This is a genomic window from Brevibacillus sp. YAE8 (genome assembly GCF_057543335.1).
This window is the reverse complement of sequence record NZ_BAAIYG010000002.1, coordinates 502,299-514,086: the sequence shown is the minus strand read 5'-3', so window position 1 is coordinate 514,086 and position 11,788 is coordinate 502,299. Positions and strand designations below refer to the sequence as shown.

14 protein-coding genes are annotated in these 11,788 nt (G+C 53.7%); 11 read left to right on the top strand and 3 right to left on the bottom strand.

What is annotated here, in order from left to right:
• Positions 1-401 (top strand): transposase (locus AC27IT_RS05340; protein WP_487091653.1); only part of this gene is annotated, 401 nt, incomplete at its 5' end.
• A gap of 216 nt (positions 402-617) precedes the next feature.
• Here the strand turns inward: AC27IT_RS05340 and AC27IT_RS05335 are convergent.
• A complete protein-coding gene (locus AC27IT_RS05335) occupies positions 618-956 on the bottom strand; it encodes a hypothetical protein (RefSeq protein WP_005837207.1) in 339 nt (112 codons plus the stop codon).
• 189 nt (positions 957-1,145) lie between these two features.
• A complete protein-coding gene (locus AC27IT_RS05330; protein ID WP_007778682.1) occupies positions 1,146-1,628 on the bottom strand; it encodes a C40 family peptidase in 483 nt (160 codons plus the stop codon).
• Positions 1,629-1,741: 113 nt separating this feature from the next.
• Between AC27IT_RS05330 and AC27IT_RS05325 the strand changes: the two genes are divergently transcribed.
• From AC27IT_RS05325 to AC27IT_RS05280, 10 genes are all read left to right on the top strand, one after another.
• Complete coding sequence (locus tag AC27IT_RS05325; RefSeq protein WP_026557697.1) at positions 1,742-2,050, top strand: DUF3139 domain-containing protein; 309 nt, start codon at positions 1,742-1,744, stop codon at positions 2,048-2,050.
• Positions 2,051-2,312: 262 nt separating this feature from the next.
• On the top strand, positions 2,313-2,621 hold the full coding sequence (locus tag AC27IT_RS05320) for a DUF3139 domain-containing protein (RefSeq protein ID WP_005829704.1): 309 nt from the start codon (positions 2,313-2,315) through the stop codon (positions 2,619-2,621).
• A gap of 327 nt (positions 2,622-2,948) precedes the next feature.
• On the top strand, positions 2,949-3,386 hold the full coding sequence (locus AC27IT_RS05315; RefSeq protein ID WP_005829702.1) for an SRPBCC family protein: 438 nt from the start codon (positions 2,949-2,951) through the stop codon (positions 3,384-3,386).
• A 183-nt stretch (positions 3,387-3,569) separates the two neighbouring features.
• Positions 3,570-3,806: a DUF2798 domain-containing protein gene (locus AC27IT_RS05310; RefSeq protein ID WP_005829700.1), complete on the top strand. Its 237-nt coding sequence runs from the start codon at positions 3,570-3,572 to the stop codon at positions 3,804-3,806.
• A gap of 257 nt (positions 3,807-4,063) precedes the next feature.
• Positions 4,064-5,926, top strand: a complete 1,863-nt coding sequence (locus AC27IT_RS05305; protein ID WP_487091652.1) for a helix-turn-helix domain-containing protein — start codon at positions 4,064-4,066, stop codon at positions 5,924-5,926.
• 35 nt (positions 5,927-5,961) lie between these two features.
• A complete protein-coding gene (locus AC27IT_RS05300; protein ID WP_487091651.1) occupies positions 5,962-6,741 on the top strand; it encodes an IucA/IucC family C-terminal-domain containing protein in 780 nt (259 codons plus the stop codon).
• Positions 6,738-7,988, top strand: coding sequence for an MFS transporter (locus AC27IT_RS05295; protein ID WP_429778263.1), 1,251 nt, complete (start codon positions 6,738-6,740; stop codon positions 7,986-7,988). The genes AC27IT_RS05300 and AC27IT_RS05295 overlap by 4 nt, the downstream gene beginning before the upstream one ends.
• A gap of 50 nt (positions 7,989-8,038) precedes the next feature.
• Complete coding sequence (locus tag AC27IT_RS05290; protein ID WP_007778690.1) at positions 8,039-9,055, top strand: ABC transporter substrate-binding protein; 1,017 nt, start codon at positions 8,039-8,041, stop codon at positions 9,053-9,055.
• Positions 9,056-9,141: 86 nt separating this feature from the next.
• Positions 9,142-10,167 (top strand): FecCD family ABC transporter permease, encoded by a 1,026-nt coding sequence (locus tag AC27IT_RS05285; protein ID WP_007778692.1) that lies wholly within the window; start codon positions 9,142-9,144, stop codon positions 10,165-10,167.
• Positions 10,164-11,204 (top strand): FecCD family ABC transporter permease, encoded by a 1,041-nt coding sequence (locus tag AC27IT_RS05280; RefSeq protein ID WP_283858874.1) that lies wholly within the window; start codon positions 10,164-10,166, stop codon positions 11,202-11,204. The genes AC27IT_RS05285 and AC27IT_RS05280 overlap by 4 nt, the downstream gene beginning before the upstream one ends.
• On the opposite strand, the gene AC27IT_RS05275 is transcribed toward AC27IT_RS05280, so the two are convergent.
• The gene (locus tag AC27IT_RS05275) at positions 11,143-11,760 is read right to left on the bottom strand and encodes a cysteine hydrolase family protein (RefSeq protein ID WP_487091650.1); all 618 of its coding nucleotides are present in this window, start codon (positions 11,758-11,760) and stop codon (positions 11,143-11,145) included. The two genes, AC27IT_RS05280 and AC27IT_RS05275, sit on opposite strands and share 62 nt — an antisense overlap.
• Between the last annotated feature and the right edge of the window lie 28 nt (positions 11,761-11,788).

Below are 11,788 nucleotides of genomic sequence, written 5' to 3'. Positions count from 1 at the left end.
ATTTGAAGAAGATTACTACGGCCTTGCGTCCGATCTATACGGCCCCAACGGAAGAGGCGGCTCTCCTGGAATTGGATCAATTTGAGGAGACCTGGGGAAAACAGTATCCCCTGATTGTCCGGTCGTGGCGGAGTAACTGGGATGAACTGGCGACCTTTTTCAAGTACTCCCCTGAGTTGCGCAAGCTCATCTATACAACGAATATGATCGAAAGCTACCATCGACAACTCCGGAAGGTGACAAAGGGAAAAAGTATCTTTCCGACGGATGAATCGCTACTCAAAATGCTATATTTGGCGACGATGGATGTCATTCGGAAGTGGACAGGGCGGGTCCAAAATTGGGGGCAAATCCTTCTCCAGTTGACTGTACATTTCCCAGAACGGGTACAGATTCGATGAAGGGCTTTACATGGAGGGGCGGGCATGATAGGCTACTTTGCCTTGCGATGGTGTGAACTTCTCCATCGCCCAATCGCAAGAACTCATGCCCGCCAGTGGCTCCATGTCAAGCCCGACATATGAAGCATCGTTTTCACGTTTACACAAAAATCTTGACAGACTCATCCCACCCGTACACCGCAAGGTAGAAGGCTTGCGGCTTTAGACGTGGGAGTCTCAAGAGTCAGATTCTATTTTTTTCCGAAGCAACCCTAAATATTTCCGTTTGTATTTATTTACGCCTTGTTGGGATATACCTAAATGCTTTGCTACTATTTCTTCTGGAACCCCATTGATAACTACTTGCTCGATAATGAATCTTGCTTTAGATGGAAGGGAATTCAACATTTCTTCTACATACAACTTAGAATCTACAGAAAATATTTGATTCTGCCCACATATATTTTCTATGATCGGAAGCTCTCGGGCGGAAATCTTCTTTGCTTGATACTGCAACCGCCAAGCAATCCTTTTTATAACTCTCCTACACTCTTCTTTTAGTAGTTCATCATTCATGCTTCTCACCATCCCATCTTATAGGTAAATGAACAAAGTAAAAAGCAACTTATTTTAACAAATCAATACATTTTTTGTTAGATGGTAAAAAGAGGATTTTTCTCTTCGTTTGGGGTATAAATTACAGAGTTGGGAAATCTGTGCAAGGAATAAAACCCCGCTAATGCGAGGCTTTATTTGACCTTCTTCTTAACGTTTGATAGTTCCTACTGATGCAAAGTCCTCTGAATCTCGAACATCGCTTGGATAAATATGGGTTGCTCTACTGCGATCAGTAAGACCTCTGCCAGTAATGTCGAGATTAGAACCATAGTAAAATGCGTGCCAGATGAACTTAGAACAATAACTAAGCTCGATATTATCCAAGTCCATATTAAAATAGTATTTCTTTACGTCATCAATATGGTTGATTGCCCATTTAGCAGCTTTGGAAGCTCCACTCCTGGGACGGAGAACCTGGATCTTATCGCCGGGCTTAAATAGAGAAACATAGCCATCAATATCGTCAACTAATCCAGGTCCGTCCGGATGAACGTGAATGATATCGTAGTCCGGTCCTACAATTGCCACGTGTCCAACAAAAAAAGTCGAAAAGCTTTTTTTCGAGTACAATACGTCTCCTGGCTTCATATCCGTGTTAGTGCCAGGATACTGTGGTCTGTCAGTTGCCATATAAAATTCCTCCTATATAGTTGATTAACGATAATAAGGCGCCCATTATCGCTTTCACTATTCAAGGAAAAAAAAGCATCATTTTACAACCACTTTTTTGGGGGGAAACAAAAATGAATAAAAAAATGATGATAATAGCTTTCCTAGTTTTAATCCTTATCGCTGTTCCAGTTATATATGTTCAAGGAACTTTGTTAAGCTTAGAAAATCAGGTACGCCAATATCTCATTACCGAGAAAAATATTGATGAGAAAACAATAGTTAGTCTAGATGGCCGTTTTGGGAAGCTTCCGTTCTTTGGTGTAGAAGTTATTTTTGCTGATGAACCCGATGTAAGATACTTTTATACTGAAATAGACGGAAAAATAGTACCTGTACATGTAACGCTTAAACCTAAAGGATACAACTACAAACATAAATGAGTTCCCAGAGGCTTCACCGAAACTGAGAATACTCGAAACCCATCAAAGAAATTATTTTCCGGTGTTTGGATAAATGTGGGGTTGCTCTACTGCGATCGCTAAGACCTCTGCCAGTAATGTCGAGATTAGAACCATAGTAAAATGCGTGCCAGATGAACTTAGAACAGTGGGGTCTATCAGATTAAAATTCCCCATTATCGCTTTCACTCTTTACGGAAAAAAAGCATCATTTTTACAACCGATTTTTTGGGGGATAACGAAAATGCACAAAAAAACAATGATTATAGTTTTCCTGATCTTAATCCTGATCGCTGCTCCAGTTATATATGTTCAAGGAACTTTGTTAAGCTTAGAAAATCAAGTACGCCAATATCTCATTACGGAGAAAAATCTCGATGAGAAAACAATAGCTAGTGTAGATGGCGTTTTTGGGAAGCTTCCGCTTTTTAGTGTAGAAGTTATTTTTGCTGATGAACCCGATGTAAGATACTTTTATACTGAAAAAAACGGAGAGATAATACCTCTTAGTGCAACGCTTAAACCCGAAGGATACGAATACAAACATAAATGAGTTCCCAGAGGCTTCGCCGAAACCCAGAATACTCGAAACCCATCAAGGAAGTTCTTTCCCGGGGCATTTCGTGCAGCCTGCGAGCCATGCCAGGCTGACCGACCGAGGAAGCTTTGCTGGGCTGGCTGGCTGCGCCCGCGAGTCGCCAGGTATCAGTTGCCAAAAGAGATTGTGTTCGTTGACAGCATCGCCTACACCGGCCTGGGCAAGCCCGACCGGAAGCAGCTTGTGTAAAGACAACGACACATTTTCCCGAAATATCCTGCCCCCTAAAGCCATACATATTACGAGACATCCGAAACAACCAGGGGAAAGGAATGAGCAACCATGCCTCAAGGCATCCACGATATCGAGCTGCCGCTGCCGATCGGGACGATCTGGGAATTTGTCAGCGTGCTGGAGAACTGGGTTCCGCTCGTGCCAGGCTACATCAGCCACGAAGTGATCCATGAGCGGCGCGTGACCTGGACGTTTACCGGCGACATCGGGATTATGAAAAAGCAAATCAGCCTGCAGGTGGACATTACCGAGTGGAACGAGCCGACGGAAGTGAAGTTTACACTGACCGGAATCAACGAGAATTTTACGGGAGAAGGCTACTTTCGGGCAGAGGCGTTGGGGGAGGAGCGCACGAAAATGACCGGGTTTCTCGACATTACGGCAAAAGGCTTGAAGGCCCCCATGGTGAACTCGATCCTGAAGTCACACGTCCCGCAATTGACGACAGATTTGGCGGAAGCCGTCGCCAGCCGGATGAGGGAATAACAAGAGCAGCGTTGCTGAAAAACCTTTGCGATACAGCAAAGGTTTTTTCTTGTCCCGTCGACACTTGCAGCGTTGACGGCTTCGCTATTTTGCTTTAAGCTACCATAATTAATCGGGTAACCGTCGCGCAGAACGGTTGTCTTTTAACTAGGAAGAAACAGGAAAATCAGCGAGGTGATGTGTGTGAAAATCCCGAAAAAATACGAAGCGATTGTCTTTACGTTTTTAATGGCGCTGGGCATGTCCTGTATTTTGTCGTTTTTCATGATGCTGGTGAATTTCGGCTTCAACTCCATGCTGCTCGAGCGCTGGCTCAAAGCATGGCCGATGGCTTTTTCGCTGGCGTTTCCCGCCGCTTACTTTTGGCCAAAAGCAATCCGGCGGCTGATGAAAAAAATTACGTTTGTCGAGAGCAAATAACGCTTGGTCACCGCACAGCTATCGCAAAGGCTGTGTTTTTTTATACCGATAAGAGTTTATAAGATTCTTATCCAGTATAAGGGCAACGAAGGCTGCGCCAAGCCAGTGGCGCAGCCAAGTTTTCTAATTCGCTCGCCAGGCGCATACGCCGACTGTCGCTTGGGGCGATTCGTTATTGATGATGAGAATCATTATCTTTATAATAGACCCACATCCAATTCCACGACGCCACAGCACAGAACAGGAGGGAAAGGGAGTTGTCATTTCAGGACGATTTGTTGTTATGGAATCACGCAGCTCTCAAAGTAGTGGACGTCCGCCGTGCGGTGATCCAGCCAGGCGACAGCCTGCGCGCGCACCAGCTTACGGCAGGCTCATTTTTGTGTACCGTACAGGGAAAGGCTCGCGTGCTGCTTGACGAAGCGCAGTATCAGGCGGGCCCTTATCATGTTTGCCACGCCGGAAAAGGCACGGTACTCGCGATTGATTACGTGCAGGAAGCACTCGAATACTATTTGCTGCAATACAAGGCGACCCTGGCTCTGCCGTGCCGCGAGGAGCTGTTGCGGCTGCAGCAGAAGCGAGACCCTTTTCAACTCGCGCACAGCTTTACGCCGCGCTATCCGCTGCCGCTGTTTGGCACAGTCCGCCAGATGCACGAGAAATGGCAGAAGGCGAGCATGCTGGACAGGCTCCACGCGAAGGCGCTCTTGCATCAGTTTGTGTACGAATGGCTGCAGCAGCGCCAGGAGCAGGCAGAAGAGCCGACTGCCCAGAGTCTGGTGGACAAGGCAATCCGCTTGATCGAGGAGCAGTTCTCCGAGAAAATGACGCTGCATGCGCTGGCGAGCCAGGTAGGCTGCCAGGAGCGGCAGTTGCAACGGCTGTTCAAGGCAGCGCTTGCGGTGGGGCCGATGGAATACCTGCTCCGCGTCCGGCTGGAAAAGGCCAAGGACCTGCTGCTGAAACTGAATGTGCCGCTGATGGACATTGCCGAGGCTGTCGGCTTTACAGACAGCTATTACTTCAGCCGCCTGTTCAAAAAATACGTCGGTATCTCCCCCAGCCAATTCAGAAAAATGGCCGGGCAACCCGAACTTTGTCGTCAAAATCCATCCGGCTTGTCGCCATCGTTCATTGGCGGCAAAAGCGTGCCCTTGTATAGTATTATTGACGAGAATGGGAGTCATTCTCAACGAAAAACAGCACCTGCTTCGGCTGCTCTGGCAGCGCACAGGAGCAAGCGTGCAAAACAGGCAGACCCTGAGGGGGGAGTGGCAAAAACGACAAGCAAGTACATCAGGCATCTGCGAGGCGAACTGGAGCTGGACCGACTGCCCGAAAAAATTGCGGTGCTCGATTACCAGTACATCGATCAAATGTACGCACTCGGCCACTTGCCAGCAGGCAGCGTATTTGCCACGACCAGCCCGTCCGGATTGCCGGAATATTTGGGCGAGAAAATGAGCGCGATCAAAAGGCTGGGGACAAAGGATCATCCGGATATGACCGCGATTGCCGAGCTGTCGCCGGAGCTGATTGTCTGCACGGATACACATGCGCATTTGTACGACGAGCTGGTCGCGATTGCCCCGACGGTGATGCTCGGCAGAAACGACGACTGGCGGACGACGCTTCCTGTGCTGGGAAAAATGCTCGGCAAAGAGCAGGAGGCGCAACACGTGATTGACGCGTACAACCAAAAGATCGTCCATCTGAAAGATGCGATTGCGGCCAAGCTGGGGGGCAAGACGGTTTCCTTGATCCGGCCGCGCGACAACATGATCCGGCTGCACACGACGGCGCACCGGACGGCACGGATTTTGTACCGCGATCTCGGCATCGCGCCGCCGCCGATGGCGATGGACAGCAAGCGGACCAGCTCGTACATCCAGTTGGACGCCATGACCGAACTGAATGCCGACCACCTCTTTGTGTTGCAGGACGATACGAACGCCGCGCTGACCAGCGCCTACCAGGAGTCCGCCATCTGGAGAAGCCTGAGCGTGGTCAAAGCCAACCATGTGCGCACGTTCGACACGACGATGTGGATCGGCTTTTACGGGCCTGTCGCGATTAACCGGGTAGTGGATGAAATTGCAGACGCGCTGTTGTCCTGACCGCCTCATCTCTGCCCGCAAAGGGAGAGCATTTGATGAACAAAAACTGGCTAGAAGCGGACGAATCGGCGTATTTGGCGGAGCATTTTCGCCTGACCCATGGCGTACCCGTGCGCTCGGGAGAGTTGATTCCGGTCACAGAGTTGTTGGATGAAAAGACGTGCGCGGACTGTCTCGCGCGGATGAGCGGCTATTTGCACGCCCCTTCGCTGAAGGTGACCGCCTCCCTGTTTGCGAAAAGGTACGCGTTTTTGACCGTTGCCCCCATCTTGTACGCCATGACGATGTACAACAAAGCAGTCATGCTGGACATCGGGCAATGCCAGCTCGTTTTGGCAAAGGAGCCGGGCGAGCCATGGCTGTCGCGGCTCCATGTACGCGCGTCGGACGTTCGCGCGTTCGCTGCCGGGGACAGGAGCGAGTGGCGGGAGCAGATCATCCGCAGCTTGTTCGCCGGACATATCGCGCCGCTGTGGCACACGATTTCCCGCGTGGCGAACATTCCGCGCATGGTGCTGTGGGAAAACACGGCGGTCCGTTTGTTTTCGCTGTACGAAAAGCGGATCAAAGCGGAGGCGGGAAGCGAACTGCGGGAGCGCGTCCAGGCTGACTTTGCCTGCCTGCTCAAGCACGCGCCTGCCCCATGGTTCGGGGAAGCACAAAATCCGTTCGCGCAGTTTTGCGAGTTTGGCGACAGCGAGCCTGGAGCAGCGACAGCGCGACCGGGCCGGATTCGCAAGACGTGCTGCTATCATTACAAGGTTTCTTCGCGCGAAGGCTTCTGCTCGGCTTGCCCGAGAGCGAAAAGCCGATGACAGCGAGAGAGGATCGTGTCAGCACGGTGGAAAAGTGGAGACGGAATCTGTTTATTTTGTGCGCCGGGCAATTTTTGACGATGGCCTCGCTCAGTTGCGTCACTCCGTTTTTGCCGCTCTATTTGCAGGAGATGGGCGTGTCTGATCACGGCGAAGTCCTCTGGTGGACAGGAGCGATTTACGTCGCCAATCTGCTGACGGCGTTTTTGTTTTCGCCGCTGTGGGGCAAGCTGGCGGATCGGCACGGCCGGAAGCTGATGATCGTTCGCTCCGGCTTCGGTCTCGCGGTCACGATTACGCTGATGGGATTTGTCACCAGTCCTGTGCAGTTGCTCGTTTTGCGACTGGCAAACGGGATGATGGCAGGTTTCAGCCCGGCTGCTGTCGCTTTTACCGCAACGAATACGCCGCAGGAGCGCAGCGGCTATGCGCTCGGCATCCTGCACGCCAGCGCGGTCGGGGGAACGATCTGCGGCCCGCTTTTGGGCAGTCTGCTCGCTGTCCGCTTCGGCTTTAGCGCCGTCTTTTGCTACACAGGTCTGTGCATTTTGCTTGCCGCCATTATGATCGTTTTTTGGGTGCAGGAGCGTGTGGCAAACGAGCAGCGGCTTATGGAGAAAACGAACTTTCTCGCCGATTTGCGGCACATCGCGGGCAAAAAGCCGCTCGGCGCGCTGTTCGTCTCTGCCGCAATCGCCAGAGCAGCGATGGTCGGTACGTTGCCGCTCATCCCGCTGTACGTCCAACAGTTGCTTCCCGATCAGGACAACGTAGTTATCATGGCGGGCGTGACGACGGCGGTCATGGGCCTTGCCAATATGCTCGCGGCTCCCCAACTCGGAAAGTGGGGCGACAAGTTCGGCTCCCACCGGATTTTCAACCTCGCCGTGTTCGGTTCGATCGTTTTTTTGGTGCCGCAAGCCTTTGTCCAGCAATTATGGCAATTCATCGCCCTGCGCTTTTGCACGGGAGCATGCCTGGGCGGGATGATGCCCTCTCTGCACGTTCTCCTGCGGCAGTACGCGCCAAAAGGAATGGAGAGCAGGACGTACAGCTACCACAATTGTGCCGTCTTTTTGGGCGGCATGGCGGGGACGTTTGCCATGGGAGCGATTGCGAGCGGTTTCGGCTTGCCGCTGATTTTTGTCGGCTCGGCCGTTTTGCTGCTCCTAAACCAGCTATGGATGAAATTCATGGTGCTTCCGCATATCGGCCCGCTGCACGAAAGCGCAGAAAAGCGCCAGTGAGCTTTCTATTGACAAGGAAATCGTCGGAAAAACAAAAGGGGGAAACAGCAGTGTTGATCGATAAAAAATGGTCGTTCATTTTCAGCGCCGTGCTTCTCGTTGCCTTCGTGCTCGCAGGCTGCGGAGCGAGCGGGCAAGGAACGGCAACAGCGGGGACGACGGAGACACAACCGGCGCAAAGCCAGCCGCAAGCAGCGGCCGAACCAGCTAAAGACGCGGGACAACAGGACGTCCGGGTCGTTTCCCACGCGATGGGAAAAACAGAAGTAAAAGGCACGCCGACCAAAGTCGTGACGCTGTTCCAGGGCGCCACCGATGCCGCCCTGCTGCTTGGCGTCAAGCCGGTAGGCGCAGTAGAGTCGTGGATTGAGCAGCCGTGGTACAACTACATTCGAGACAAGATGGACGGCGTGACCAACCTGGGCTCGGAAAACCAGCCGAACCTGGAAGAGATTGTAGCTCTCCACCCGGATCTCATCATTGCCTCCAAGACCCGTCACGAAAAAATTTACGAGCAACTGTCCGCGATTGCGCCGACGGTGATGACCGAAGAGGTGCATATTTGGAAAGACACCTTGAGCCTGAGTGCAGAAGCGCTGAACAAAAAAGCGGAAGAGGCCAAGTTTTTAGAGGAATGGGCGCAAAAGGTAGCGGCGTTCAAGGAAAAAATGGGCGACAAGCTCAATCTGCAGGTCGGGATTGTCGACTTCCGCCCGGACCACGCCCGCATCGTGTACACAGGCTTTTCCGCTCTCGTTCTGGACGAGCTGGGCGTAGCGCGGCCGACGAACCAGAAAGGCGAAGAGTGGGGAGTGAAGCTGACCTCCAAGGAAAACATTGCGCAAATGGACGCGGATATCATTTTCGACCAGACGAGCACGACCCGGGATGACGGACGACTGGATTTGCGCAAAGAGTGGACGGAGCACCCGCTCTGGAAAAATCTGCGGGCGGTGAAAAACAATCGCGTATTCGAGGTGGATTCGGCGATCTGGAACAACGGCTCCGGCCCGTTGGCGGCATTGGGCATGCTGGAAGACTTGTACGAATTTTACGAGTTGAAATAAGGACGCGAGAGGAAACTGTTGACCGCAAGCAGCGTCAGCAGTTTTCTTGTCGATCGCTTTCGCGAAAAAAGCGAGGGAGGATTGTTGTGCGCTCATACTTGCATCAGCCTGTTTACAAGGCGCTTGGCTTGATCGGCTGCGCCATTGTCCTCGGGGGATTGTTTGTGGCAAGCATCGCCCTTGGCAGCACGCCGATTCGCTTTCTGACCGTCATCGAATCGTTTCGCGATTATGACGCCTCGCTCAAGGAGCATGTCATCGTGATGACGACCAGGCTTCCGCGCGCCGTTTTTGCTGCGGTGATCGGAGCAAACCTGGCTGTGGCAGGCGCTCTCATGCAGGCGTTGACCCGAAACCCGATGGCGTCGCCCAGCATTTTCGGCATCAATTCCGGGGCAGTCTTTTTTGTGGTGGCGGCATTGGCTGTCCTGCCGATTTCCTCGCTGAACCAACTGGTCTGGATCGCTTTTGCGGGAGCGGGCGTAGCTGCTTTCACCGTGTACTTCCTCGGCTCGATGGGCCGAGGGGGCATGACGCCGCTGAAAATCGTGCTGGCAGGCTCGGCCATGTCCGCGCTGTTTGCTTCGTTTACACAAGGAATGCTCGTCCTGGACGAGTCCGGGCTGCAAAATGTGCTGTTTTGGCTGGCAGGCTCTGTGTCCGGCAAAGAGCTGGACAGCTTGCTTCCGGTGTTGCCCTACATGCTGTTCGCCGGAGTAGCGGCGCTATGGCTGGCCCGGTCTGTCAACATTTTGGCGACAGGCGAAGAGGTTGCCAAAGGCTTGGGACAAAAAACGGGCCTCGTCAAGCTGCTGATTGCGCTCACCGTGATCCTGCTTGCGGGCAGCTCGGTCGCGGTCGCAGGCTCGATCGGCTTTGTCGGGCTGGTGATTCCGCACATCGCCCGCTTTCTGGTCGGCATCGACTATCGCTGGGTCATTCCGTACAGCGCGGTTTTGGGCGCCATCCTGCTGGTGAGTGCAGATATTGCAGCCCGCTTTTTGATTATGCCCGCCGAGATGCCGCTCGGGGTCATGACGGCGCTGGTCGGTGCGCCTTTCTTTGTCTATACGGCCCGTAAAGAGTACCGCGCGAAAGGAGCATCGCAATGAATCGGCTATTTTCGATCCGAAGCTGGACCGGACGCTTTGCGCGGCTACTGCCGCAGAAGACGATGCTGCTTCTTGCGGGATTGCTGCTGTGCGCCGTCGTCGGGATGGTCGTCAGCGTGCAGTTGGGCAGCAAACTGATCCCGCTGTCAGACGTCGTGCGCACGCTGTTCGGCTACGGCACACCGGAGCAGATGCTGGTCGTCGGCACGCTCCGGCTTCCGCGCGTTCTGCTCGCCGTGCTCGTCGGTGCGGCGCTGAGCGTCTCGGGGGCGATTTTGCAAGGCGTGGCCCGCAATCCGCTCGCTTCGCCCGATGTGATCGGGGTGACAGGGGGAGCTGCTTTTGCCGCTGTCGCGTTCATCACCTATACGGCGGGAGCGGTCAGTGTGCGGTGGCTTCCGCTGGCGGCTTTTTGCGGGGCAGCGCTCGTTTCGCTGTTGATTTACTTTTTGGCCTGGAAAAAAGGGGTGACGTCCACGCGGCTGATTTTGGTCGGAATCGGGGTAGCTGCCGTCACCAGCGCGTTGACCATGCTGATGATCGTCCTCAGTCCGATTACGGCGGCCAGCAAGGCGTACATCTGGATGACGGGCAGCATATACGGCGCGTCGTGGGAAAACGTGTACGCCATGCTGCCCTGGGCGATCGTGTTCATTCCTTTGGCGCTTTTGTACGCCCGCATCCTCGACGTCCAGGAGCTGGGGGACGAGCTGGCGACAGGGCTTGGCGCGCGCGTGCAGCTTCACCGCTGCATTCTGCTGTTTATCAGCGTCGCCTTGGCAGGGGCGGCAGTTGCCGTCGCGGGCGCCGTCGGCTTTATCGGGCTGATCGGCCCGCATATCGCCCGAAAGCTTGTCGGCCCGTCCCACGGCCGCGCCATTCCCGTGGCGGCCTTGATCGGCAGCCTGCTCTTGCTGACTGCGGATACGGTTGCCCGGCTCGCCTTTCAACCGCTCGACGTTCCGGCAGGCGTCTTTACAGCGGGCGTAGGCGCCCCTTTTTTCCTCTATTTGCTTTACCGAAGCCGCAATCGCTAGGCAAAAGCGGGATTGCAGGCGGAAAAAGGCAAAAACCAGGCGCTCCATTCGGGGCCGCCTGGTTTTTTGTTGAGTAAATGACGGAAAAGCGGGCTACCTGGCGCAAAATGGAAGTTCGCGGACAGTTGGGAAAATTGCAGCCAGCAAACACGAGCGTGTCGATACCGCGCTCCCGCAGAAACAGCTCCAGCCCCGTCTGATAAAAAGCGCCCCAGCGCGGCTTGTACATGACCCATTCCTGCTCGCCCACCGCCTGGAATCGTCCGGCAAGCAGCGCAGCGGAGTCGAGGGCGGTGTAGGCAGAAGGACGAAGCCCGCGGACCAGCTCTGCGCCTTCGCTATTTGACGCGGCTATTTTCGCGCCGTTTTCAATCGCTTCCCGGCGACACAGGTCGGCGTTGGAGCCGTCTTCTTTGCATGGGTGAATTACGTGAATAATCGGAAAACGACTCGCGCGGTAAGCCTCCAGCGCCTTGTGTATATGCGGCAGCACCTGTGCAGTGCCCGGAATTTCCGCCGGGGCGTTTTGGCAGAGTAAAATCGTTTTGCGTGTCAATCGTAACCAGTGCGGACGTGTGCCAATT